At 42.7% G+C, this 25,165-nt stretch carries 20 protein-coding genes; 1 reads left to right on the forward strand and 19 read right to left on the reverse strand.

The window, feature by feature from the left end; translation table 11 throughout:
• Positions 1 to 16: 16 nt before the first annotated feature.
• The 7 genes from D1B31_RS04145 to D1B31_RS04175 form a co-directional block, all read right to left on the reverse strand.
• Positions 17 to 826 carry a creatininase family protein gene (locus tag D1B31_RS04145; protein WP_158587440.1) on the reverse strand — a complete coding sequence of 270 codons (810 nt, stop codon included), beginning with the start codon at positions 824 to 826 and terminating at the stop codon, positions 17 to 19.
• Between the two features lie 179 nt (positions 827 to 1,005).
• Positions 1,006 to 2,406, reverse strand: coding sequence for an APC family permease (locus D1B31_RS04150; RefSeq protein WP_118919476.1), 1,401 nt, complete (start codon positions 2,404 to 2,406; stop codon positions 1,006 to 1,008).
• A 341-nt stretch (positions 2,407 to 2,747) separates the two neighbouring features.
• A complete protein-coding gene (locus D1B31_RS04155; protein ID WP_118919477.1) occupies positions 2,748 to 3,629 on the reverse strand; it encodes an IclR family transcriptional regulator in 882 nt (293 codons plus the stop codon).
• 38 nt (positions 3,630 to 3,667) lie between these two features.
• Positions 3,668 to 6,241, reverse strand: coding sequence for a fibronectin type III domain-containing protein (locus tag D1B31_RS04160; RefSeq protein ID WP_158587441.1), 2,574 nt, complete (start codon positions 6,239 to 6,241; stop codon positions 3,668 to 3,670).
• 164 nt (positions 6,242 to 6,405) lie between these two features.
• Positions 6,406 to 6,774: a hypothetical protein gene (locus D1B31_RS04165; RefSeq protein WP_118919479.1), complete on the reverse strand. Its 369-nt coding sequence runs from the start codon at positions 6,772 to 6,774 to the stop codon at positions 6,406 to 6,408.
• A 202-nt stretch (positions 6,775 to 6,976) separates the two neighbouring features.
• The gene (locus D1B31_RS04170) at positions 6,977 to 7,735 is read right to left on the reverse strand and encodes an anthrax toxin lethal factor-related metalloendopeptidase (RefSeq protein WP_240035157.1); all 759 of its coding nucleotides are present in this window, start codon (positions 7,733 to 7,735) and stop codon (positions 6,977 to 6,979) included.
• A gap of 267 nt (positions 7,736 to 8,002) precedes the next feature.
• A complete protein-coding gene (locus D1B31_RS04175; RefSeq protein ID WP_118919480.1) occupies positions 8,003 to 8,986 on the reverse strand; it encodes an aldo/keto reductase in 984 nt (327 codons plus the stop codon).
• A 93-nt stretch (positions 8,987 to 9,079) separates the two neighbouring features.
• Between D1B31_RS04175 and D1B31_RS24060 the strand changes: the two genes are divergently transcribed.
• The gene (locus D1B31_RS24060) at positions 9,080 to 9,337 is read left to right on the forward strand and encodes a hypothetical protein (RefSeq protein ID WP_158587442.1); all 258 of its coding nucleotides are present in this window, start codon (positions 9,080 to 9,082) and stop codon (positions 9,335 to 9,337) included.
• Positions 9,338 to 9,596: 259 nt separating this feature from the next.
• Here the strand turns inward: D1B31_RS24060 and D1B31_RS04180 are convergent, their stop codons facing one another.
• The 12 genes from D1B31_RS04180 to D1B31_RS04235 all read right to left on the reverse strand — a co-directional run bounded on the left by D1B31_RS04180 (position 9,597) and on the right by D1B31_RS04235 (position 25,046).
• Positions 9,597 to 11,327: a glycine betaine ABC transporter substrate-binding protein gene (locus tag D1B31_RS04180; RefSeq protein ID WP_118919481.1), complete on the reverse strand. Its 1,731-nt coding sequence runs from the start codon at positions 11,325 to 11,327 to the stop codon at positions 9,597 to 9,599.
• Complete coding sequence (locus D1B31_RS04185) at positions 11,324 to 12,535, reverse strand: quaternary amine ABC transporter ATP-binding protein (protein WP_118919482.1); 1,212 nt, start codon at positions 12,533 to 12,535, stop codon at positions 11,324 to 11,326. The genes D1B31_RS04180 and D1B31_RS04185 overlap by 4 nt, the downstream gene beginning before the upstream one ends.
• A gap of 733 nt (positions 12,536 to 13,268) precedes the next feature.
• Entirely contained in the window at positions 13,269 to 14,228 is a 960-nt protein-coding gene (locus D1B31_RS04190) for an ATP-grasp domain-containing protein (RefSeq protein ID WP_118919483.1), read from the reverse strand.
• A 24-nt stretch (positions 14,229 to 14,252) separates the two neighbouring features.
• Positions 14,253 to 15,563, reverse strand: a complete 1,311-nt coding sequence (locus D1B31_RS04195; RefSeq protein WP_240035158.1) for a type III PLP-dependent enzyme domain-containing protein — start codon at positions 15,561 to 15,563, stop codon at positions 14,253 to 14,255.
• Positions 15,560 to 16,510, reverse strand: coding sequence for a beta-1,6-N-acetylglucosaminyltransferase (locus tag D1B31_RS04200; protein ID WP_118919484.1), 951 nt, complete (start codon positions 16,508 to 16,510; stop codon positions 15,560 to 15,562). Before D1B31_RS04200 ends, D1B31_RS04195 begins: the two co-directional genes overlap by 4 nt.
• A 249-nt stretch (positions 16,511 to 16,759) precedes the next feature.
• Positions 16,760 to 17,854, reverse strand: a complete 1,095-nt coding sequence (locus tag D1B31_RS04205; protein ID WP_158587443.1) for a polysaccharide pyruvyl transferase family protein — start codon at positions 17,852 to 17,854, stop codon at positions 16,760 to 16,762.
• A 187-nt stretch (positions 17,855 to 18,041) separates the two neighbouring features.
• The gene (locus tag D1B31_RS04210; protein WP_118919486.1) at positions 18,042 to 19,856 is read right to left on the reverse strand and encodes a right-handed parallel beta-helix repeat-containing protein; all 1,815 of its coding nucleotides are present in this window, start codon (positions 19,854 to 19,856) and stop codon (positions 18,042 to 18,044) included.
• A 106-nt stretch (positions 19,857 to 19,962) separates the two neighbouring features.
• Positions 19,963 to 21,135 carry a DegT/DnrJ/EryC1/StrS family aminotransferase gene (locus D1B31_RS04215; protein ID WP_118919487.1) on the reverse strand — a complete coding sequence of 391 codons (1,173 nt, stop codon included), beginning with the start codon at positions 21,133 to 21,135 and terminating at the stop codon, positions 19,963 to 19,965.
• 103 nt (positions 21,136 to 21,238) lie between these two features.
• Positions 21,239 to 21,841: a sugar transferase gene (locus tag D1B31_RS04220; RefSeq protein WP_275670693.1), complete on the reverse strand. Its 603-nt coding sequence runs from the start codon at positions 21,839 to 21,841 to the stop codon at positions 21,239 to 21,241.
• Between the two features lie 28 nt (positions 21,842 to 21,869).
• Positions 21,870 to 22,901: a dTDP-glucose 4,6-dehydratase gene (gene rfbB / locus D1B31_RS04225; RefSeq protein ID WP_118919489.1), complete on the reverse strand. Its 1,032-nt coding sequence runs from the start codon at positions 22,899 to 22,901 to the stop codon at positions 21,870 to 21,872.
• A 48-nt stretch (positions 22,902 to 22,949) separates the two neighbouring features.
• The gene (gene rfbA / locus D1B31_RS04230; protein ID WP_118919490.1) at positions 22,950 to 23,849 is read right to left on the reverse strand and encodes a glucose-1-phosphate thymidylyltransferase RfbA; all 900 of its coding nucleotides are present in this window, start codon (positions 23,847 to 23,849) and stop codon (positions 22,950 to 22,952) included.
• Between the two features lie 42 nt (positions 23,850 to 23,891).
• The gene (locus D1B31_RS04235; RefSeq protein ID WP_118919491.1) at positions 23,892 to 25,046 is read right to left on the reverse strand and encodes a DegT/DnrJ/EryC1/StrS family aminotransferase; all 1,155 of its coding nucleotides are present in this window, start codon (positions 25,044 to 25,046) and stop codon (positions 23,892 to 23,894) included.
• Positions 25,047 to 25,165: the final 119 nt, after the last annotated feature.

Raw genomic sequence — 25,165 nt, forward strand, 5'->3', positions numbered from 1 at the left:
AGAACCGTCCCCTGCCTCACAATGGGATTTCTCTTTTTCTGATGGTCACTTCGACTTCTTCTTCGCAGTATCTTACGAATTCGATTAGGTTTTTCATTAGTTCGCGGTGGTAGGTTTTTCCGTTTTCGGCGGTGGAGACGGTTGGGTCGCCTACGACTCCGATGTTTTTTGAGCCTTCTCTATATCCTGCTACGTCGCTTGGGACGAAGATGGTATCTCCTTCGACGAACGGGTCGTGCTGCAAGAATGGATGTTTTAGATGGATGTTCCTGACTGCTTTGTCCATTTCGAGCAGCTCTGGCATGAGGTGGAGCATATGGGATGTTTCCATCTCGTCCGCGTGTCCGGCGCCGCCTGGCTCTGATTTTTTGATTTCCCCGCCGATCTTTTTTGCAATATAGAACGGATCGGCGATCGCCAAGAACGCGCCTGTTTCATTCCGCAGCTTTGTAATTGCAATTTTCAATGGCGGGAGATTGGCTTCCCGGTGCCCGTTGATAATGATGATTTTTTCAAAACCGTGATAGATTAGGCTTTTGCAAATATCATACATGAGACTGATGAGCGTCTCCGGCCTCAACGTAATCGTCCCCGGGAACGCCATATGATGCGGCGCCCAGCCGACCCAATTCGGCGGCGCTACTAGCGTATCCGTTTGCTGGCCTAGGTCCTCAGCCACTTTATTCGCCACAAATGAATCTGTCCCGAGCGGTAAATGCTTTGCGTGCTGCTCAACACTACCGACCGGCACAATGATCGTCTTCTTCTTTTGCAAATAGCGTTCGACATCTTCCCATTTATTTTCCTGTAGCCACACACTTTTCATGAAATAACTTCCTTTCACATTGGATTCGCCAGCACAACAAATTTTACGTAGTGACATCTTTTACAGCACTGCGTTTTTGCAAAGGGAAAGCTTCTCGGAATTCACGATTCAAGTTTCCACTCGGCAAAACGACTTCCGAACGGCTTTCCCCGTCTGAAAACCAATTTTCTTCTATATTATTACTCTACCAACTTCTCCATCGCTTCCTCATCGAGATAATCCCAGCGGGTTCTTGAATACAGGAAATAAAACGCGGTGATCAACACGAGCCACGAAATCCCGATGATCAATGGAATCGTGTCAATATACGTCAGAATCCAGAACGACGCAATTGCTGCGAAAATCGCCAGCACCGGGATGTTATTCACGTTCAACGGATAGCGGAATTGCGCTTTGATGTGCGGCTGCTTAATCCTGACGGCAATGACCGCGATATTCATGATGGCCATCATCAGCCAGTTTGAGAACACGGCAGCGCCGACCGCAATTGAAATCGCCTTCCCGTACCCCATTGTGCTCATCAGCGTTGCTCCAAGTGCAATCACACCCGTGAAAAGCGTCGCGTACACGGGTACTTGAGTTTTCGCACTGACCTGTCCCAAAACCTGCGGGACCGCTTTTTCCCTCGCCGCGGCAAACAGCATCCTCGACGAACCGAGCAAGCAGCCGACAGTCGAAGTACCGGTTGCCGTCAAAGCGGCAATCGCGATCAGCACGGCGCCAACTCCAGGCAGTACCGTTTCAACCGCCAGTGACAACGGAGCAGTCGAAGTAGCCAGCAAAGCCGGGTCTGCTGCCGACACAACTCCAAAACCAGTCAGGCAATACAAGATAACGACTGTCACCAACGCCGAAATCTGTGCCAGCGGCAGGTTCCGCCTCGGGTTCTTCGCCTCTTCCCCCAATGTGAGAACAGCCTCAACTTGCATCTGGCCAAACGCAATCAGCGCAGTCGCAGCAAAGACGCCTGTCCAGCCATTTGGCAAAAACTCCGCAATTTTGAAAGGGCCGGTCGGATTATGGAAAATTGTAATAATGGCAATTGCAAACAAAGACACGACCTGAATAATTGAGAAAAACGTATTAATTTTGCCAGTCGCTTTAATCCCCATCAATAGCAGCCCGGTAATCGCAATCGAAATCGCCGGTGCGACAACGGTTGTTGGCAGCGACGGGAAAATATAATTGAAATAGCCAGCAAAACCTAAGTTGACGGCGCCCGCCGCAAATGCGAACGACAGGAAATACAAACCCGAGCACCAGAGCGCCATCAGCTTGCCCAAGTCTTTATGGATTGGTGTAAAAGCGAACTTCGAATAAGCGTACGAAGCACCCTCATACGGCCAAATCGACGCAAGTTCCGCATAGCTCATGCATGACAAAATCGCAATCGCCCCGGCAATCAGAAACGCGACGAACAACGCCGGACCCGCCTGGGCAACCGCCGGGCCAATGACCGTGAAAATTCCTCCCCCAATCAGCGCCCCGACCCCGACACTCCATAAATCAACAAACCCCAACCCTCTGTTCAGCTTCCCATGTCCCGAAACAGAAACCGGAACAGATACCTCTGACTTCATCTCCTAACCCCCTATTTCATTATTTGAAATATAAATTTCATTTTTGCAAAATTGCATTCTCTATATATTAGCCGTCAAATCCGAAAATCCTTCTTTATTCGACGAAATATTTTAAAAATTCATTTTATAGTGAAAAAACTAGTTTTCTAGTGCCTTCAACTAGAGATGTTTTCATTTTAATAAATAGTTTAGGCGTGTGAGTGAGTGAGCATTGCTATCAATGTGCTAGCTTTATCCAGAAACTTTGTGGCGATATCCGGAATTCCCCACCCATTCAGAAACCAACAACCATATCCATCAAATCAAAACCAAAACAAAAAACACTCCCCGAAAGAAGTGTTTCACCCTAAATCCGCCTCAATATTCCTCGCTGCCGCCATCAACTTCTCTATATAAACATCGATCTTCTCGTCCTCGAAATCCTGCTCGGTCCCAATGACACTCAACGCCGCCAGCACCTCAGCATTGATATTCTTAATCGGCACCGCAACGGCAATCGTCCCTTCATACAGCTCGCCCTTGCTCACTGCATATCCGTCCCGGCGAATCCCGGCCAGCTCCTCAAGAATTTGTTCTTCGTCCGTCTTCGTATGGGGCGTAAACAACTGGTACTCCGCTCCGGCAAGAATCGCCTTCTGCTCCTCCTCCGGCAACACCGCCAGCAATACACGTGGACATGCCGCGGCATACAATGGCACACGCCGTCCCACCTGCGGGAACACCCGGATCAGCTTCAGCGCCTCGAACTGCTCTACATAAACCGCATCCTGTCCATCTCGGATTGCCAGTTGCACCGAAAGATTCGTCTCATTCCGAAGCCGCAGCATCTCCTTCTTCGCAGACGCGCGGATATCCAGCTGGCTGTTCACAATCTGGCTCTTCTCCAGAAACCCCATTCCCAACTGAAACCGCAACTGCCCCTCTTTCGCCGCCCGCCGGATATATCCGAACTTCTCCAGCGAACAAATCATCCGGAACACCGTCGGCTTCGGAAACCCCGTCATCACCGACAACTCCTCCAAACTCAAGCTGGGATGCTTCAAATCAAAACACTCCACAATCCGCAGCGCCTTCTCCACACTCCCGCTCCTGCTCGAAAGCTCCCTCATCACCGATTCCCCTTCAATCATCAAATAGAAATCTACTATTTTCACTATAACAAACCCGCCTGCAAAATCACATTTTTTCCATTTTGAAGCAAAGGGACGGTTCCAGTGCTTCATTCGAGTCCCGAATGAAGCAGTAGAACCGTCCCCATGCCTCACTTTACACCAAGCACACCCGTCCAGCCGCTGTACACTTTTACGCCGCCGACAACTCTATAGGCACGCACCTTGTAGTAGTAGACTTTGCCCTTCGTTAATCCGGTGTTTGTGAAGGTGGTGGTGGTGACTGTTTTTACGAGTGAGTAGGTTCCTTTTAAGGATGTTGCCCTGTGTACTTCATAGCCGCTTGCTCCGGCGACTGCGCTCCAGGTTGTTTTAATGCTTGTAGAACTAACCCGGGCTGCTTTGAAATTTACTGGTACCGCTGGAACAGGTTTTGCCGAGACAACGGTTGAGTACGTACCGTAAACCTTTGTACTCCCGACTATCCGGTAAGCCCGAACCTTATAGTAATAGGCTTTGTTCGTTGTTAAGCCGCTGTTCGAAAAGCTGCCTGATGTCGTGGTTGCCACACGCGAATACGTTCCAGTGCTCGATGTGGCTCTGTATACCTCGTACCCGCTAGCTCCTGTAACCGCACCCCAGCTTAGTTTCACTGAATTGTAACCGCTCGATGCTGCTTTAACTGCCGGTGTTGAAAGGGCAGGTTTTGCCGAAACAACCGAACTGTAGCCGCCGTAGACTTTCGTTGTCGTACCTCTGTATGCCCTGACTTTGTAGTAATAAGTTGTTCCGGTTGCAAGGCCTGTATTGGCAAAAGAAGTGCCGGTGACAGTGCCAACTTTGGTGTATGTCCCATTTTGCGTGGTTGCCCTTTGAATCTCATACCCAGACGCGCCGCTGACCGCACCCCAGCTTAATTTTATTGAATTATAGCCGCCTGATACAGCTTTCACCGCCGGTGTTGGAAGGACAGGTTTTACCGAAACAACGGAACTATAATCGCCGTAGACTTTCGTTGTTGTGCCTCTGTATGCCCTGACTTTGTAGTAATAAGTTGTTCCGGTCGCCAGGCCCGAGTTGACAAAAGAAGGACCGGTAGCGGTTCCGACCTTTGTATAGGTTCCATTTTGCGAGACAGCCCTGTAAACCTCGTACCCAGTAGCACCTTGGGCAGCTGACCAGCTTAGTTTCACACTATTGTAAGATGACGGACTCGCTTTTAAACCGGATACCCCTCCCACGGCATGAACCTTGAAGTTATACTGGATTCCATTCGTGAAAACGCCGGAGATTTTTACAAAATACTTTCCCGCTGGCAAATTGATCGCCTTGGTTGCATAAGAAGGAGCAGTCGAACCGCCATTTGTAGAAAAGTTCATGACTTTCGTACCTTTTGAATCAAGAATGTCATAATACCAATAGGAGCCGGAAAGCTGCTTCGCGGTCAGATACACATTCCCCGACACAGGTACCGAAAACGAATAAAAATCCTCATAATCTCTATAGGTTTGAAGAGCCCCGTAATAAGTTGCATTTAGATTAATTGGGTTTGCCGTTAATACAGTATTATTAAACTCTTTTTCAAAATAATTGCCGCTTGTATACTGAACCGAAAACTCATAAGGCACGTCGACGGAACTGCCACCATTAACAATTTTGATATAATAAGTTCCCGCTGCCAGGCCTACCTCTGAGACTTTGTTCCCCGTTGCAAAACTTCCAGAATCAGTCGATACATACTCAAGCACCCCACCGTTTGAATGGAGAATATACCCGTTCCACGATGAACCCGGCTTTTGTTTGATTGCCAATTTTACGTTGCCGCTGGCAGAAAGCTGCACCTTATAAAAATCCTCATCAGATGAGTCTGCGATGACACCTTTATATGTTTTGTTCAAAATGATTTGATTGGCCGCGGCAAGACTGTTATTAAACTCCTTCTCGTAAAACTCGGAAGAAGTGAAGTTCACTTTGAATTGATATTCCTTATCCGAGGTATTATAACCCGCGTCTTTTATTTTTAGATAATAGGTTCCTGCTGGAAGGCCCACCTCCGCCGACATCATCCCCACTGCATTGGTGCTCCCCTCTGTCCTGAAAGATTGAACCTCCATCCCATTAACATCCATTACTGAGGCAAACCAATTCGCCCCCGTCACATTATTCATGTTGAAGCTAACATTTCCATTCGTAGGGATCGTAAATCGGAAAAAATCCTCATCGTAGTAGCCTTGAATTGCACCCTTGTAGCTTGTATTAAGCCCAACCGGATTCGCATTCGCAATGGTATTGTTAAATTCCTTTTCATATGTACTGCCCGCAGTAAAACCAACAGTAAATTCATAAGGCTGAGTAAAATTGTAACCGCGAATTGAAATATAATAAGTTCCTTTCGGCAGTCCAACCCCCACGCTTGCAACCCCTGTCGCCTTGCTGCTCGAGTCCGTTGTAAAATAACGAAAAACATTCCCACTCTCATGCAAAATAGAGGCAGTCCAATAAACCCCGCTTTGCTGCCTGACTGACAGCTTCACCTTCCCATCAGACGGAATCGTAAACTTGTAAAAATCTCCATCGTAATCTGTATTCTGCCCAGTAACAGTCTGCTCTAAATTGATCTGAGTCGCATTAGCCATATCAGCAGAAGCAGCCCCAGGCAACATCATAAAAACCATCATCGCCGCAAAAAGCACCACAAACCCCGAAACAAAAGAAGCCCTCTTCATCTCGTCATTTCCCCTCATCCCCATTAGTATAAGAAAAGTATAAACTACCAAACTGGATAAAAATATATAAATTTCCCAAGAAATGATGCACAGGTGATGCACAGGGACGGTTCCAGTGCATCATTCGGGACCCGAATGATGCAGTAGAACCGTCCCTCTGCTTCCTAATCTGTTTTAATTTCGTAATCGGTTACTCTATCATGGTTATCAAACCGAATAATTAGCCATTCACTATCGATACTAATAAAGCCACGCTCGTCCCCCAGGTAATAGACAAGATTATCTGATTCTAAATAGGCCTCTTCACCCTGCTCTCCCAATAGGTCTATTATCTCTGCTTTGGACATCCCTTTTAATCTCACTTCTGACAGTAGACTGTCTACCATTTCCACTCTTTCCCCCGGTTCATTTAACCATCTATCTCGATTAAACTGATCAGGTGAAAATAACAAATGTAAAAGGAACAACACTCCTCCTGCAAACAATCCAATAGACAACAACGTCAACATAACAACCTTAATCGTTTTTCCCATTTCATATACCCCTATTGGACTTATAGTTAGATTTTTTTATTCGCAAAATACTTTCTTCTATATCTTAACATGAATATCCATTTAATCCCATGCTGGTTTTAAAAAACAACTGGCCGCTGGCTAAGGGTAAATCAAAAAAACAACCCGCCGGGAAATCCCGGCGGGCAGTCAAATATTAAAGCTTCACACCACAACCTCGCCCCTAAGAAGCAAGCTGCTGAACCCGGAATTCCTGGCCTTTGGCCGATCGTTCCTTCGCTGTTGTTCTTCCGTGGTTTGGAATGTTGCGATACAGCTTGTCCATGAATTCATATGTCTTGGGCGCAACTGCCTTCAAATGATTCCTCGACTCGTCCCCGCGGTGGAAATAAGCAAAGGTCTCTGCGAAATACTCTTCGGGATAGGTGTAATACGCATTGTCTGAAAAACCGAGCCTTTCCTCGGAATGAATCTTTCTGAATTCCTCAGAGTGGCTGATATTGCCGAACACATAATAATCAATGGCATGGGCCGTTTCGTGCAGCTCAAGATTGAGGGAGCTATGCATATTCCCCGCATCGCTATACCCAATCCGGGCAACAACCGTTTTTCCGCCAGCACCCGGCACATCGTCCCACGTATAGGGGGTATGCTCCCAACCGCGCGGAACAACACCTTTTAGATAGGCATATTCAGGAAGTTCCGTCAGCGCAAAATTAATAAATTTCACCTCGACGCCTGCCTTATGTAGGGCAACGAGAATATTCGGATGGATATTCCAGACCCGGTAAACCATATCCCTCGCTGCCTGGGTATCATAATCACCATTCGTCTGAACCGTAACCAGCCGGTCGAGCACATTATTAACCTGCTCCGTCTTTCCCTGCGGTACTGCTGCAGAAGCAGACCCGGCAAAGCCCAGCGGAAGCAGCAGGCACACCGTCATCAACATAAACACAACTTTCCGATTAAACCCCTTCAATTCAAAAACTCCCCCTTTTCAATTAAAAAAAACTTACTTTTCAAAATCTATCCATGCCCAATTCAAAAAGCAACCAACTCACCAACCGTTAACACCTATTCTTAACTATACAGAATATTTAAAATACTACAATTAAAAAGGAATCGTCCCCCTGCCTCACAAAAAAGCAAAAGCCACCTAATGGGGGCTTCCGCTTTTTTTGACTACCTTACTTGTGAAATATCCAACACGTGTAACAAGAAAAATCGGGGAGAGACAGGCAACACTTCAATAAACACCCCTGATAAAGTCATGTACCTCATTTTTATAAAACACCTGAAGCCGTTTTCTCTCCTCAGCACTAAAGGATGGAACAGTCAGCGCTCCAAGGTTGTCTTCTACCTGCCTTACATTCCTGAAACCCGGAATGACACAGCTAATTTCCGGATGGTCAAGAATCCAGCGCAAGGCCGCCCTTGTCATATTTCCTCTTCCTTCTGCAATCCACTCAAGTTCCCGGCTTAACCTCACCCCTCTATCAAATTCAAGGCCTGCAAATGTCTCCCCAACATTGAAAGCTTCGCCATTTTGATTAAAATTGCGGTGGTCGTCCCCCTCAAAAACTGTATCCTTTGTAAACTTCCCCGTCAGTAAACCGCTGGCTAGCGGCAGCCTGATTAGAAGGCCGACACCTTTTTCTTTTGCAAGTGGAAGCAATTCTTTCTCCGGCTTTTGCCTAAAAATATTGAAAATCACCTGAATGGCACTGGATTTTGTTTCATTTACGACGAACAGTCCCTCTTCAACGGTCTCGACGCTCACACCGTAATGCCTAATCTTTCCTTCTTTCTTTAAATCCTCCAAAACAGTAAATACTTCGCCCTGCTTCAGGATTTCGAAAGGCGGGCAGTGAATTTGATACAAATCAATCGCTTCACGGTTCAGTCGTTTCAGGCTGGCCTCACAATAGTCGCGGACCTGGTCGTGCGAGTAGGTTTGCGGGTCATAAATATCCCCGGCGCGGCAAAACTTTGTTGCAATATGGATTTTATCTTCTTTCCCTTTTGTCACTTTTGCCAAAAGATCCTCGCTATGGCCTTCTCCGTAAACATCGGCAGTATCAAAGAAATTGACGCCAGCATCCATGGCCGCCTCAAGTGCCTTCAATGACTCTCCGTCGTTGACTTTCCCCCAAGAGCCGCCGATGGCCCATGTTCCAAAGCTTATTTCACTAACCTTTATGCCCGTGTTACCCAATTGACGGTAGTTCATATGTAATTCCTCCCTCATTTATTTAAAATTTTTCTTATTCAACTTAGAAAACACTTTCTTAAACATACAAAAAAATTAGCATTCGACTTGGTAATGCTAAATCCAGTAATTAATAATTTTTTAATAGTAGCTACCTTCACAGATTTTTCATTATTCCTAGAAACCAGGCACGTTTCAGCCCTATACACAAAGCTCCAAATTTCGATACATGAGGAAAAAAATGATTCAAACAGTGAAAAAAACGAAGGTGGTAAAGAAAAGGGAGTAAAAAAAACGGTAGCTACCACATCAAATTCGACAACCCCCGCCAAAAACCTTCTCCCCTTTCAACTATTTTTGTCCATTCTGTGAAAAATAACATGCTCTAATGCTCTAACTTCCCCCCTCCCTTCACCACCAACCAAAACAAATAAATTCTTCAGTTCCGGATAAATTGGCCGGCTCAAAAACCCGCCAAGCTACAGCTGCCTAGCGGGTTTCAAAATCTAATAAATGAAGCAAAGGGACGGTTCCACTGCTTCATTCGTGACCCGAATGAAGCGCCGGAACCGTCCCCGTGCCTCAAAAAAAGCGAAAGCCACTTAACCATGGCTTTCGCTTTTTTGAAAACTTATTTCAGATCTTCTATTGACTCAATTTCCATATACTCCGGAACGACCAACCCGAGCTTCGTGCCTTCAAGGTTTGGTCCGAGATCGATGAACTTATCTTTGTACGTATTGTAATACTCCAGATGCGTACCCGGCAGCCACGCTGCGACCATCGCATCCGAACTGCCGTTGGCGACACCCGCGAACATTGGGCCCACTTCGACCTGGCTGAACGTCACCTTGTACCCATTCTGCTCAAGCACTTTGCCAATCACATTCGTACTGGCAATCTCCGTATCCCAGGCAACATAGACAAGGTTGACCTTTTCGCCATTTCCTTTTTGGGCTCCTTTTGTCCATGCGGTGACTTTATCCTGATGTTCAGCGATCCATTTTTCTGCCGCTTCCCCTGGGCTCATTCCCTGTTCGATCGAGGCCATGACGGCTTCAATATCACTCGTCTCCCATGCGAATTGGTCAAGGATTTTATAGGCGCCCGGCGCATCCTGTTCAAGACCTTTACGAACAATCGTATGAATGGCTTCAGCCTTGCCGAAGGTTCCTTTTGGGTCATCGAGATACTTCAAGTCAAAGGAAGAAAACATCCAGTGCGGCGACCAGCCAGTTACAATAATCGGCCGTTGATTTTTATACGCTTTTTTCAACTCAGCAATCATTGCTGCCGAAGAGCCTTCAACAATCTTCCATTGGTCCAGCCCGTAATCATCCATTGCCTTGTCGGCTCTCGCCATGATGCCAGCTCCAGGTTCAATCCCAATGATTTTATAATTGGTTTGGGCTCCAACCCCGGCAGCATTCCCATCTGGAGCCGCCTTTTCTTTTGCAAAACTTACCCCAATCGCGGTTCCGACGACGAGCACAGCTACAATCGCAAAGACGATTTTCCCGTTCACGATATGCCTGTAAGCAGGCTTACGTAAGTTTTGCGAAAGCCGGTCGAGTATAATCGCGATAAAGACAATCGATAATCCTGCCTCGAATCCTTGGCCGACATTAATTTGGCTGACAGCCCGGTAAACATCCGCTCCTAGCCCAGGTGCTCCAACTAACGAAGCTGTCACAACCATGGACAAGGCAAGCATAATGCTTTGGTTGACCCCGGCCAAAATCGTTGGTGTAGCCAAAGGAATTTGGACTTTCAGCAACTTTTGGCTCCTCGTTGAACCAAACGCATCTGACGCTTCAACCAAATCTTTCGGCACTTCCTGAATGCCAAGATTCGTCATGCGGATTGTCGGAGCAATCGCAAAAATAAATGATGCGATAATGCCTGGAACAACCCCAATGCCAAAAAATAAGATCGAAGGAATTAAATAAACGAATGCAGGCATGGTTTGCATAAAGTCTAAAACAGGCGTGAGGATCCTTTGCACCGTTTTGTATTGGGCGCTCCAGATGCCAAGTGGGATTCCGATCACAATTGTGAGGACTCCGGCCACTAATACAATCGCAAGCGTTTGAATCGTCGAATCCCAATAGCCGAGATTTTCGATGAGCAATAAGCTCACTAATGTGAATATACCCAATGGCCACCTGCTCGTATACGCAACGAGAAGCGTTAAAACGAGAATTAACACGATAGGAGGTCCCGCACTTAAGACATCCACGATGAGATTCAATATCCCATCGATTACAGTCGTAATAAATGAAAACAAGCCAGCAAATGCGACTGTGATCCATTCAACTAGAGAGTCTACCCAATTACCTAAGGGGATTTTTGCTATATTCATTCAGTCTCACTCCCCATCTCGTTCAAAGAGTCTTTATTGCCTGCTAAAGCGCCAATGACAGCTCCGCGGACAATAATTCCTTTTATTCTTTTCTCTTCATCGATGACCGATATTGGCAGACTTGACGTTGCCATCGTATCCATCAGATTGGCCAGTAATGTATCTTCCGTAACCGTCGGAATGTCCGTTGTCATCACTTCAGAGATAGTCAGACTCTGGTCAATTGCCTGCCGTGCCTGATCAGCCGTCAACGCCCCAAGCAGCCTCTGCCTCCGGTCAACGACAAATATGCTCGAATATCCCTGTTTCCGCATGATCTCCAAGGCCACCCTTGGACCACGGTCGACACTGATTCTTTCCGGACGTTTCATAATATGAGAGGCCGTCAAAACTTTTGATAAATCGACATCTTCAACGAACTTCTCGACAAATTCATTCGCCGGCTGCATCATGATCTGTTCCGGTGTGCCCAATTGAATGATGCTCCCGTCCCTCATCAACGCAATCCGATCGCCAATCCTTAAGGCCTCATCCAAGTCATGCGTAATAAAAATGATCGTTTTCTTGTATTGTTCTTGAATTTCGATCAATTCATTCTGCATGTCTTTGCGAATTAATGGATCAAGAGCACTAAAAGCTTCATCCATTAAAATGATATCTGTGTCGCTAGCAAGAGCCCGGGCAAGGCCTACCCTCTGCTGCATGCCACCACTCAACTGCGAAGGCAGCTGGTTTTCATAGCCCTTCAAACCAACACTCGCCAAAGCCTTCATCGCTCTTTCGCGACGTTCGGCCACAGGGAGCTTCTTAATTTCTAGCCCATACTCCGCATTTTCCAAAATCGTTTTATGCGGGAACAGCGCGAAATTTTGAAACACCATGCTGATTTTTCTCTGCCTGACTTCCCTTAACCGGGCACTGTTCATTTTGACAATATCTTCATTGTCAATCAAAATTTCGCCGATTGTTGGATCAATCAGCCGATTGAACATCCGGATCAAAGTGGACTTCCCACTCCCGGATAAACCCATAATGACAAATATTTCACCGGGGTAGATTTCAAAATTGACATTATTCACCCCGACTGTCAGCCCAGTTTGTTTCAATATTTCACTTTTTGATTTACCTTGTTTCAATAAATCAATCGCAGCCCTAGGAGATTTGCCAAATATCTTGGAAACACTCCTGACTTCTACTATGGGATTCATAAAATCACCTCATTCTAAAAAATTGCCCATATCATATTCAGTTTTGCCATTTCTTAGCTTTTTATTTGCCTGGAAAAATTTAAGGAGAGACGAGCGAGGAAAAGGCTATTAAGCGACAATTTACTCCTGAGCATAAAGTTGGCACTCCCAAAATACTTTTACTACTATACACGATTTAGAAGGAAATTTCTCGTTACAAGCCTTATCTATATTGGTAAAACGCTTACAACCTTATAAGAGGAAAATTAATTCATCCCGCTCAAATGAAAATCACTCGTTTAATCAGTTTGATTTAACGAGTTTTTAACGGGTGGTGACATGCACCTGACACAACAACATGTGTAGCAATCACACTAATGAAACGAGAAAAAATAAGGGGTGACAGTGAATTTCGCGATGATATTCGTATGGATTGTTAGGGATAAAACCTTTTGGGAAGTAACTTTAAAATGCGGAAAAGTCTGGGGAGAGGAAAAAAGACGAAGCTGAGGCGGGGATCTCCAAAGAAAATTATGCTTTCTTTAAAAATATGTGCATTTCCAGGAATTACGTTGTGGAGATTGTCAAGTGATTTCCATGACAACCTCCCACTTTAGGTTGGCAAAAGCCTCCTCAGAACTAACAAGGTTCCAGAATCGGCTTCTATTGAGCTATTCGTCAAGAAATAAAGCATTCCATCAAGTTATGGAAAAACACCGTATCTCCCGTTTATTTCGAGTGATTCAAGATTTTGTTATAATACGATAAAATGATCAAATTTCACTAACTTTTTGCCTTCTTCATAATGGTCTTCATTTGGAACATTTGGCAGGCCTTTTAAATTATTGATGATGTTTTTCACAAAGTTTTGGCCTGATACATGGGCGTGAAGATAACCGCCGCCAAATCGTGGATTTATTTCCGATATCATATAACCACTTTCGGTTTTAAAACAATCTACATCAATTGGGCCATTGGGTTTAAGCACAACAACTAGTTCTTCAATGATTTCTTTTAAGATAGGGTCTTTGTAAGAAACTGATTTATCCGTTTCCCCCGACCTCATCGATATTTTTCTTTTCAAAAATATACTCGTCACTTCATTCGTTATAAAATCTACATAGCAATCGACACCAAATTCTTCACCTGATATAAAAGGTTGAATCACAATTTCTTCAGCTTTATCCTGATAAAAATACAGTTCCTGAACAGTTTCAACCTTATGAATCCCAATACTTGCACTGCCTCTTCTCGGCTTTACAATAAGCGGGAATTCCAGTTCATGATGATTTATATCATTGATAATCTTATCAATATCCGTGTAAGTTGGCACACAAGGGAGATCATGTTCCTGACAAAATTGAAACGTCAAATATTTGTCAAAACAACATTCCACAACGTTTTTGTCAGAAACAATCACCTGAATGGAGTTCCTTTCAAACTCCTCTTTACAATTCGCCAACAAAGTTAACTCGGGATCTATCAAAGACAAGACCCCAGCAATATCGTATTTTTTACATAAATCAATGATGTGATTGATATATGATGGGTCATCGATACGTGGTACAACTTCATGAAAATCAGCGTGATACAAAGCTGAAGCTGTCGAATCGCAGTCAACCGCCACCACTTTTCCGCCATTTTTATGAAGCTCTTCCTTAAAAAACTCCACTAATTTGGCCCGACGCCCAGCACTGCAAATTAAAATATTCATTTGTTTTATTCCTCTCAAAAAGATTTAAAAATAATACAATTCCTCATTAAAAAACTGCCGGAACGTTTCCTTTCGCCTAACTTCAACCAACTCACCATCATCGACTGCCACAATACTTGGCCGTACTTTTATAAACGGCGGATTGAAAACAATTGTATAGGCCCCAACATTTTCGAATACAATATAATCATCTTGTTGAGGCAAGGCGCCGGCGATGTCATGCGCTAAATAATCTTTTTCCATACACGTATACCCGACAACATCAAAAATTTCTTTCGTGTATCCTGAAACCTCATTTTGGCGAATAACGTGCATCGGCAAATTTCTTTTATGCATCGTCGGTTTGATATTATGGACGCTGCCATCTACGAGAACAAAATGATTCCCCCGGATGTTTTTGATATCAATGACTTTTGCGATAAAAATGAGGACATTCGCAACCATTGCCAGTCCAGGTTCCAATATAAGCGTCGGCTTATTTTTGAAATCATTGAATTCTTTATTCATAACTTCGCAGATTGGTTGGGCATACTCATCAAAAGTAGGGGCCACGGTCTGAAAGGATTTAGGTAACTCGCCGTAAATACCGCCTCCAATGTCGATGTACTCTAAACCATCAAGGATCGACTCTTTCGCGATTCGGCAAAGTTTTTCAGTAATGATTCTATACGTTTCTGCCTTTCTTTCGCTTGTCGAAAAATGGCCATGCAAACCTGTAATTTTAATATTTTTCAGTTCTTTTAGCTGCATGACCAAGTTTTGAAAATCGCCATTTTCCACACAAATCCCGAATCTTCCAATATCGTACCCTGCCTGGTGGGGACTGATGCCATTGTCGGAAATATCAAAGTTGACCCTTATCCCAATTTTTATTTGTTTCTTTGGATGCTCCAGGGCATATTCCTTTACAAAATCGGCCTCATAGAAGGATTCGATATTTACAATACTTTCATTATTTAGAGCATATTGAATATCCTCCCTGCTTTTTATCGGCCCGTTAAAAATGATCCGTCTTGGATCCTCACCGATTTTAATCGCCAAGTCATATTCCAGGCGTGAAACCACTTCTGCATAGGCGCCTAATTTGGATAATTCCTTGCACAAATAAGGAAGATAATTGGTCTTATAGGAGTAGCCAATAATAAAATTTTCATACCTGCTTTTAAAGGCATGCTCAATCTTCTTATAGTTTTCTCTCAATTTATTTACATCCAGTAAAAAAAAAGAGGAACCGAAGTCCCTCTCTAATTCACACATCTTCTTATAGTCAATCGAAAGTGTATTGATCCTATAAGGGATGGGCTTATTTTCAGCTGCTTGAACCAGGTTTTTCATCGACCTGTATCCTCCAAAAAGTTTAATAGACAAGTTCTTTTTTTTTGAACATGTTTTAAAGTAATTTTCTCCGTGAAATAATCTATGACCCGCGAATCAACGTTTTCGTCAAACTTTCTGGCAAAATAATCATTCGATTCCTCGATTGCTTGAATATCTCCCATTTTTAAATTTTGTGGGGAATTCCGTTCGCCTAACGTTTCTCCCCATTTCAAAAACATTTGGTTGTTATTGATCACAGCATGTTTATACGGAGAGTTCATAATTAAAGTTTGAAAAAAGCTTTCATCCGGAACCAATGTATGTTCAAAAAATGTGTAGTACCACGGATTATCTTCCAAAAAGTTCAACATATATTTTGCTACTTCGAACGGAACCGAAAACCACTGTGAACCTTTATAAAATAAAAATTCTTTAGGCCAGCTGTTCTTATTGGGCGAAAGATTTATGCCCTTGCTATAAAAGATTAGCAGGAGTCTTCTATACAGCCGAATCGGGTGAGCGGCAGTATATCTCCTCCTCGCTGCCTTTGCCCAATTCATCTTCATGAAACCCAAGTGTTGATCATCCATTTTTCGATAGTTCATATATATTTTCCCGCGATTTTCTGTTAACAGGCTTTTGAATCCATCTTTCACCAGGAGATCCTGGCCGCTTCTTAAGCACACAAAATCATATTCATTTTGCGAAAAGATGACTTCTTTCAATAGAAGGAGCGTCGCATCAACCTGGCCTATATCCCCCCATTCACAATTGACACTTTGCCGTAATACTTTGACATGCGGATTCTTCAATATTTTCCTATTCATATTTTCATAGTTTTTTCTATCGATATGAACAAAGACATCTGCCTGATCCTCAGCAATAAGCTGTTGAATAAACGTATTCACTTGATCGGGGTTTTTGTGAATTTGCAGTATATACGCGGTACGCCGGGCGATTCCCATTCGCTATAAACTCCTTTATGAATGTGTACACAAAAAGAATATATCTGAATCCTCCATCAGCAGAGGGTTATCTCTCCTACTGGCTTCCTTACATAATCCCGAACGATAAAAAGATAATAAAATCCATATCCACGCAAAGGAGATAGGTTATTAAACCTAATTTCCCGATAGGAAGCCTGTAATAAAGCGGCCCAACAACTGTGTCTGTTAATCCTATAAACTTCCTGATCGTTTCTTTAGCAAAATTCTTTAGCGTTCTTGAAAGGATCTGACAAAGACTTTTTCACTATTTAACGCATCGTCAAGCGGACGAAACTTATCACGTAAATCAACTTCTTTTTTTAATTCATCACTTTCGTCATGATATAGCTTATTTATATATTCTAAAATTTGCTCTGGATTGGTTTCCTCTGTAAAAACAATGAATTTTAAATCAGCTAACCATTCATTATATGTTCCTGCAATTTTATGATTACTGTTTGGTAATACGACACAGGGAGTTTTTGTGATGGCACAAAATATCATTCCGTGTAACCTGTCAGTAATCACAACCTTTGTTTTTTTAAAAGCATCCAATAGTTTCGTCAATTCTTGCTTGCCCAATTCTTTTGGCAGGTTAGGAATATACGTATCATACGCATTTACGTTTGCGTATTTCTGTTTAATCGATTCTATTAGGCTCTCTTTCTGCTGCTTTGTTAATTTTTGCTCCATATCGCTTCGTAAACACAAGATGATGCCGTCCCTCAGTGCTTTTGAATCCATATTCTTTAGGGATAAGACAATATCAGGAACTAGATAAACGTGATTGTTTTTAAAACTTTCTTTCATGATTCCGTATGATTTAGCCTCTCTTGCAAAAATGTGTAAATTCGGATGTTTAGAATAAACTTTTATACTTTTTTTTAAGGATTTAACAGTCTTAAAATCGATCGATTGAGGGAATGAGATGATTTTATTTTCCGGAAACAATTTAATGATATAGCGCCTGCTATCCTCCAACACCTGATAAGCGTCTCCCATATTTCCCCCGCCAATAATGGTCAAAATATCCGAGGAACGGATAAAGCTTTTTATTCTTTTTAGAAGATAGACGTCATTGGCATATATGGCCATAATTTTGTGATATGGGAACTGTTCCTTAAGATAATTAATTTGTGCATATGTTATCGCGATATCGCCGAGGTTCCCATAATCAGCCGCAATGGCAACAAAGATTTTTTCTTCCTCTTCTGCTACGCTTGGGTAAAAATCTTTGTCGGAAAGGAAGTATTTAGACATTATTTTTAACTTAAAAGGGATTTTTTGTGCCAAAATGGATTGTAAATGGCTGTCGATTAACATCAGTGTGTTCATCCCCTTTTTACAAAATGTCTGTGGAAGTGATAACGAAGTGGAATATTTTTAGGTTCATAGTACTTTGATAGATCGGCTTCTCCATGTAAGGACAGATAAAACAGCCGCTAATGATAGAAAAGAATTAGACAAAAAACTAAACCATACATACGGACACATTAGGAAACCCTTCGTTCTACTCTGTCAAATCAGAAATTTGATTGCCCGAAATGGTTAACCCTTTTATCGCCCCGGTTCCGGATTCAGTTTTGGTTATGCCCCTTTTTCCTCCTGAAATTTCATTATTCCTGATTTCAATATTTTCCATGAGGCGATCATTTGCAATAATCTCAACACCCGAAGCATTTTTTACAATATTGTTTTTCATTTTTACATTCCGGGTTATTCCTTTAATAAAGAGTGCGTACCCGGCAAAATCCAAAAATGTATTATCGAGAACCACCAGGCCATCGATTCGCTTGTTATCATAAAAGTTATAGTCAGTAAAAATACCATACTCAAAATTTTTAAATTGATTATTTGAAATGGTTGTATTCGATATATCTGTTTCTGATGCAAAAAAACGGACCCCCGAATGTCCCGATCCTCGAAAACGGTTCCGCATGATTGTTGTATCCTGGGCTCCCGCGGTAATGTGTATCCCATTTTCTTTCGTAGAAATATCATTGTCAAAAATGCGAGTTCTTTTTGACAAGACTCCCCACGTTCCTTCAATTGTGACTCCTCTTTCGGAATCAATCTCATTATTATGGATTTTTAGGTCTTCATTTTTGATCCAAACAAATATGGCCCCAACCTTAAACAGATTATCGTGGACCTTTCCGTTTTTTGTTTCCATCACAAGGAATTGGCCAGCCGGACAATATATATCGTTATTGTAAAAATCAACATCATGAAAGAAATTGCCTTCCCCCTGCCCGCCTTCCAGTTGGACACAATAACCTTCAGTATTCGAGCTAAAGATGTTATCCCAAATCTTCGCATTATAGAAAGACATTTCTTCCCAAGGTTCAAAATGAAGAGCAGGGCGCCCGGCCTTTGAAGTACTGACATTATTGAAAATTTGCAGATTGTTAACTTGTTCAAGAACGATATTTGAACGCCGGTTATTTTCTAATATATTATTTGAAATAATCACATGATCGCTTGTTTCAGTCGATCCTGAAATGGAAATCCCATCTCCAACCGCATTGATCATCCTGTTATTATCAATCAAGATATTCTTGCTGTCCCACGCAAAAACCCCGTGCATATGTTCTATGCCTTTCGGATGTTTTTTCGCATTGCCATCAAAGGTGATATTCTGGATCTTCACATTACTGACACTTTCCAGATTCACCAAGCGGGTAAAATCATCCGGTGCCCGTTTGGATAATTTAAGTAGGACTGAGTCACGGCTTTCTCCCACCAAGTTGACGTTCGACTTTAAGAATAGTGGGTGTAAACTATATGTTCCTTTTGGCACATATACTTCCCCGCCGCCTTTTTTTGCCACAGCGTCGATTGCCTCCTGAAAGGCATTCGTATCATCACGCTTCCCGTTTCCAGATGCCCCATAGTCTTTGACATTCACTTGTAAGGATGTCCAATTGACTGCTATCGGTATCGTCTTAGCCACATCTTCGTATGTTACTGTAAGGGTCGCAAAACCTGGCACCTCGGCAAAAATACCTCCACTTTTGTCCACAGTTGCAACTCTTTCGTTGGATGTTGAATAACGGCTTTCCTTTGTCACATTTTTTTCAGATCCATCCGGGTAATGAGCAGTTACAGACGGCCGAATCGTTTGCCCTTTATTTAGGTTGTAACTAGGTGCATCCATCGTTAAAAAGACACGGGAAGTCCCAGAATGGCGTTTGTCTGGAGAAAGATTGATTGTACTCAAAAAATCCTGTTTTTTATTCCCAATAGAGTGAATGTAGTCCTTAAAAACAATTGTAAGCGTTAGTAATATAAATAAAAAAAGGATGATTTGATGCTTACTGGGCAATATCCTGCCTCCTTTATACAATGACTGTTAAAGTTAACGGATTTTCCCGTAATCATTCGTTAGCAGCAGGCCCACTTAAAGCTTAACGTATGAATTGACGGTTGAATCACCCTGATAAACGGAGTGAGTTTACTTTAATTGAATGGCTTATGCAGTTTATGACTCTCATCTGTTGTTCTTTTGCCATTGATGACCCAGAAGGAAGGCAAATCCCCTTTTGAAACAATTCTTCTGCGACATGATGGCATTCGCTATGAGGATAATAGGAAGTATCTTTAAACAGCGGCTGTAAATGAAGCGGTTTCCATAAATACCTTGCTTCAATATTCTCTTCATTCAACACCTCTAACAATGCCTTATTAGAAATACCAGCTGTCTTTTCATCAATCAATAACGTCGTCAGCCAGCGGTTAGAGCGGCTGTTTTCCAGTTCATTCATAAATGTAATACCAGGCAGTCCGGATAAATGCATCACGTATTCGTTAAATATGGAGCGTCTGGCCCCTACCCTGTCCTCCAGAACTTGTAATTGGGCCCTGCCAACGCCCGCCAGGATATTACTCATCCGATAATTATATCCAATCGCACTGTGTTGGTAATAGGGAGCAGCGTCCTTCGCTTGTGTAGCGAGGAAGCGGGCTTTATTCATCGCACCCTCGTCATTGGACACTAACATTCCGCCACCAGACGTCGTGATAATTTTATTGCCATTAAACGAATAGATGCCAAAAGCTCCTAATGTACCGCTCGCTTTTCCTTGATAAGTGGACCCGAGCGATTCTGCGGCATCCTCAATAACCTGAACGTCATATTCGCTGCACAATCGAAGGATTTCGTCCATTTTTGCATTTTGCCCATATAGATGAACGACAATGACCGCTTTTGGGAAATTTCCTTCTTGCTCTGCCTCCTTTAAAGCCCTTTCCAATGCCTGAGGGGACATATTCCAGGTTTCGGGTTCGGAATCAATAAATACAGGTTCGGCACCTTGATAAAGTATTGGGTTCGCACTCGCCACGAAAGTAAATGTTGAACAAAAGACCCGGTCCCCAGGGCCAACCTCCAATAATTGCAGAGCTAAATGAATTGCTGCGGTCCCCGAACTTACTGCGGCAGCGGCATTCACTCCAAGGTAGGAGGAAATTTCCCTTTCAAAAGCATCAACGTTTGGACCTAATGGTGCAATCCAGTTCGAATCAAATGCACTGTCGATATAAACTTGCTCCTCTCCACTCATATGCGGTGGAGAGAGATAGATTTTTTCTTTATGATTCTCCATTTTACAGCCCTCCGTTAATGTATAAGGAAACAAAAAAACTATCGACCAGTGACGATATCGATAGTTGTTTAGAAAATGAAATGGCTGCGCTACTCATACGATGCTAGCTGCTTATTTTAGAATTCCCCTGAAAGTCTGGCATGGTTACATGGTTTTGATTACTTATTCCCTCTGAAATGAGTACCTTCTTCATGGTCAGAAATAAAATTTTTAAATCCAAATAAAAACTTTGATTCTGGACGTACCAAACATCCAACTTAAACTTTTCTTCCCATGTCAAAGCATTTCTGCCATTTACTTGCGCCCAACCGGTTATCCCTGGTTTTACTAAATGGCGTTTGGCCTGTTCTTCACTATATAATGACAAATATTCAGAGAGTAAGGGCCTTGGACCAATTAAACTCATCTCACCCTTGATTACGTTAATAAGCTGTGGGAACTCATCAAGGCTAAAACTTCTGACCATTTTGCCAAAAGATGTTAACCTTTCTTGATCCGGTAATAACCTTCCTTGCTGATCTCGCTCATCCGTCATTGTACGAAATTTATAAAGCTGAAAGATTTCCCCATTTAACCCAGGGCGTTCTTGTTTAAATAGGATTGGCGACCCTAGTTTTATCCTTATCAATACGGCAGTCAACAAAATGAACGGGAAAAACAAAATAAGACCCAAAATGGATAATACCAGGTCTACTAATCTTTTCATTTTACACCTCATGTATTACGTTTTCGGGTTACCCATTTTTCAATGAGACGTATTGTTTGCTGAAATAATGTTCGTACTCTCCATTTAATATGCCTTCCCACCATTGTTTATTCTCAAGATACCAAAGAATTGTCTGGCCAATTCCATTTTCGAACGTATAGGCCGGTTTCCAGCCTAATTCCGCCAATTTAGCCGGGTTAATCGCGTAACGCTTATCGTGGCCTAAACGATCAGGAACAAATTCTATAAAACCTTCTGATTTACCTAGAATCGCCATGATCATTTTGACAATCTCTAGATTTGACAGCTCATTATATCCGCCTACATTATAAATTTCTCCATTCCCGCCCTCATGCAGAATAAGGTCTATTGCGCTACAATGGTCCGATACATGCAGCCAATCCCGAATATTCTTGCCGTCGCCATAGATGGGAACCTTTTCATTCGTAAGAAGACGTGAAATGGTTAGAGGTATCAGCTTCTCTGGAAATTGATATGGTCCATAGTTATTGGAACAACGCGTTATATTCATCGGCAGCCCATACGTTTCATAGTAAGCCCTGACCAGTAAATCGGATGAAGCTTTACTTGCACTATAAGGACTATTTGGTTGGAGCGGCGTGTCTTCAGTAAAAAATGTGTTTGGGTCGAAATCCAATTCCCCATATACTTCATCAGTAGACACATGGATAAATTTACTCAAACCAATACGTTTTGAAGCTTCCAGCAAGACTTGTGTCCCTAATACATTCGTCCGGACAAATACTCCCGGGTCGGTAATTGAACGGTCCACATGGCTTTCAGCGGCAAAATGGACGACATAATCAAACCGCTCCTTATCAAAAAGCGGGATCATCGTGTCAGGGTCGGCAATATCCGCTTTTATAAAGAAGTAGTTGTCTCTGCTTTCAATATTCCGGTGCTTCGTTAAGTCACCAGCGTACGTTAATAAATCAAGATTATAAATATCATATGCAGGGTACTTGTTCACCATGTATTGAACAAAATTCCCTCCTATAAAACCAGCTCCGCCAGTTACAAGGATTTTTTTCCGAGCCATTTTTTCACCTTCTTTAAGTACTGTCAACACGATACCTTAACCATTTTTTTATTGGGCTTCGACTAAATTGTTTTCAAATGCAGCTTGATTAGCTAAACTCAACAGGTATTTCCCATACTCAGTTTTACGCAAAGGTTTTGCCAACTCTATTAATCTTTCCATGCAAATATATCCTTTTCGGAATGCAATTTCTTCTAAACATGCGACCTTTAAGCTTTGGCGCCTTTCAACGATTTCTATAAAAGTCGATGCTTCGAGCAATGATTCATGTGTCCCCGTATCCAGCCAGGCAAATCCCCTGCCCAATAACTCAACCTTAAGTTTTCCCCTTCGCAAATATTCTTCATTAATAGACGTAATTTCGAGTTCGCCGCGAGCAGACGGTTTAACAGATTTAGCAATTTCGACTACATCATTGTCATAAAAATAAAGGCCAGTGACAGCGAATGATGACTTCGGATTTAACGGTTTTTCTTCTATTGAAATAGCCTTGCCCATTTCATCAAACTCCACGACCCCGAAACGTTCAGGATCTTTCACATTATATCCAAACACTGTCGCACCTTCAGATCGTTTTGCCACACGTTCTAATATTTTGGTAAACCCTTGGCCATAGAAAATATTATCGCCTAAAATCATTGCAACGGAATCTTCACCAATGAAATCTTCGCCAATTAAAAAAGCCTGGGCTAAACCGTCCGGGCTTGGTTGTTCTCTATACTCAAGGGTGATGCCGAATTGCGAGCCATTGCCTAACAAAGATTCAAACCTTTTTGTATCCTCCGGAGTTGAAATAATTAAGATGTCTTTTATGCCAGCAAGCATTAAAGTCGAAAGAGGATAATAAATCATTGGCTTATCATACACTGGCAACAACTGTTTGCTCGTAACCATGGTTAACGGATAAAGTCTCGTTCCATTTCCTCCTGCCAGGATAATCCCCTTCACTTGTTAAACTCCCTTCTTATACAGGTTTTTTGATGGAATTTATTAAAGTATTAATTCGTTCTCCCTCTTATCGGAAAATAAAAAATGATCCCGTTCTCTGGGATCACCTTCAATGATCATCTGACAAATTCGATCAACATCTTCAATTGGTAAATCTGGATAAAGGGGCAGTGTTAAAACTCTTTCAGCTATATAATTAGCAACCGGTGTTTCACCAGGCTCAAACCGATCTTGATAACAATCAAGGCTATTTGTTAACGGATAAAAGTATTTCCGGGCATGAATATGATGTTCCTTTAATAATGCATACACTTCATCACGGCTCATTTTATAATCCTCGAACAACACTGGGAAATAAGCGTAATTGCTTTTCACACCTTTCTGTCGCTGAACCAGCTTAATCCCTTTTACATCCTTGAGGTTTTCAAGGTATCTTTCCGCGACTGCCTTTCTTCTCAAGATTTCCCGATTGATGTTACGTAGATTACAAATCCCCATGGCTGCCTGAAATTCATTCATCTTGGCATTCCCACCAATAATGTCAACCGACTCCGGTCCCGTTATCCCAAAATTCTTGATTTCATTCAGCGTTTTTCTTAGATTGGATTCCCGATACGTTACCGCTCCGCCCTCAATGGTGTGAAAAACTTTTGTAGCGTGAAAACTAAACATTGAAGCATCCCCAAAGTTGGCAACTCCCTCACCATCTACCGTAACTCCGAAAGCATGGGCCGCATCATAAATCACCTTGAGATGATATTTTTTTGCGATTGTTTCAATCTCCCGGACATTGCAAATATTCCCATACACATGAACTGGCAGAATCGCAGATGTTTTTTCAGTTATTAACGGTTCAAGTTTACTGACATCGATTGTGTAATCTTCTGCATGAATGTCGCAAAAAACGGGGGTCAAACCGTTCCTTACAATCGCATGGGTTGTAGAAGCAAACGTAAAGGGAGTCGTAATAACTTCACCGGTTAGATTAAAAGCAGCAACCGTACTTTCCAATGCAAGATGGCCATTCGTAAACAGAGTCACATTTGGAGTATTTAAATAGTGTGCTAACTGTGATTCCAATTGTTTGTGTTTGTCCCCCATATTTGTCAGCCAGCGGCTTTCCCATATATCTTTAATTTCCGCAACATACTCCTCAAAAGAAGGCATAGAGGATTGGGTTACTTGGATAGGCTTCATGATTCAACCCCAATTCATATAATATGCTCCATTAAAAAAACGACTAAAATCCGATTGAAGAATTTACAGTCGCCCTATATACGTCTTCTAAACTAAACAAATTATTTTCCAACTTTTGA

The organism is Neobacillus notoginsengisoli (assembly GCF_003515685.1).
GTDB classification, from domain to species: domain Bacteria; phylum Bacillota; class Bacilli; order Bacillales; family Cytobacillaceae; genus Bacillus_D; species Bacillus_D notoginsengisoli.

Excerpts from the sequence above, each read along its gene's own strand:
- D1B31_RS04215 (WP_118919487.1), bottom strand. The coding sequence starts at position 21,135 with ATGGAGAATCATAAAGAAAAAATCTATCTCTCTCCACCGCATATGAGT.
- D1B31_RS04165 (WP_118919479.1), bottom strand. The coding sequence starts at position 6,774 with ATGGGAAAAACGATTAAGGTTGTTATGTTGACGTTGTTGTCTATTGGA.
- D1B31_RS04235 (WP_118919491.1), bottom strand. The coding sequence starts at position 25,046 with ATGAAGCCTATCCAAGTAACCCAATCCTCTATGCCTTCTTTTGAGGAG.
- D1B31_RS04185 (WP_118919482.1), bottom strand. The coding sequence starts at position 12,535 with ATGAATCCCATAGTAGAAGTCAGGAGTGTTTCCAAGATATTTGGCAAA.
- D1B31_RS04155 (WP_118919477.1), bottom strand. The coding sequence starts at position 3,629 with ATGAAGCACTGGAACCGTCCCTTTGCTTCAAAATGGAAAAAATGTGAT.
- D1B31_RS04180 (WP_118919481.1), bottom strand. The coding sequence starts at position 11,327 with ATGAATATAGCAAAAATCCCCTTAGGTAATTGGGTAGACTCTCTAGTT.
- D1B31_RS04145 (WP_158587440.1), bottom strand. The coding sequence starts at position 826 with ATGAAAAGTGTGTGGCTACAGGAAAATAAATGGGAAGATGTCGAACGC.
- D1B31_RS04220 (WP_275670693.1), bottom strand. The coding sequence starts at position 21,841 with ATGAAAAGATTAGTAGACCTGGTATTATCCATTTTGGGTCTTATTTTG.
- D1B31_RS04195 (WP_240035158.1), bottom strand. The coding sequence starts at position 15,563 with ATGAAAAACCTGGTTCAAGCAGCTGAAAATAAGCCCATCCCTTATAGG.
- rfbB (WP_118919489.1), bottom strand. The coding sequence starts at position 22,901 with ATGGCTCGGAAAAAAATCCTTGTAACTGGCGGAGCTGGTTTTATAGGA.
- D1B31_RS24060 (WP_158587442.1), top strand. The coding sequence starts at position 9,080 with ATGCTAAATCCAGTAATTAATAATTTTTTAATAGTAGCTACCTTCACA.
- D1B31_RS04150 (WP_118919476.1), bottom strand. The coding sequence starts at position 2,406 with ATGAAGTCAGAGGTATCTGTTCCGGTTTCTGTTTCGGGACATGGGAAG.
- D1B31_RS04205 (WP_158587443.1), bottom strand. The coding sequence starts at position 17,854 with ATGTTAATCGACAGCCATTTACAATCCATTTTGGCACAAAAAATCCCT.
- D1B31_RS04200 (WP_118919484.1), bottom strand. The coding sequence starts at position 16,510 with ATGGGAATCGCCCGGCGTACCGCGTATATACTGCAAATTCACAAAAAC.
- D1B31_RS04175 (WP_118919480.1), bottom strand. The coding sequence starts at position 8,986 with ATGAACTACCGTCAATTGGGTAACACGGGCATAAAGGTTAGTGAAATA.
- D1B31_RS04190 (WP_118919483.1), bottom strand. The coding sequence starts at position 14,228 with ATGAATATTTTAATTTGCAGTGCTGGGCGTCGGGCCAAATTAGTGGAG.
- D1B31_RS04160 (WP_158587441.1), bottom strand. The coding sequence starts at position 6,241 with ATGAAGAGGGCTTCTTTTGTTTCGGGGTTTGTGGTGCTTTTTGCGGCG.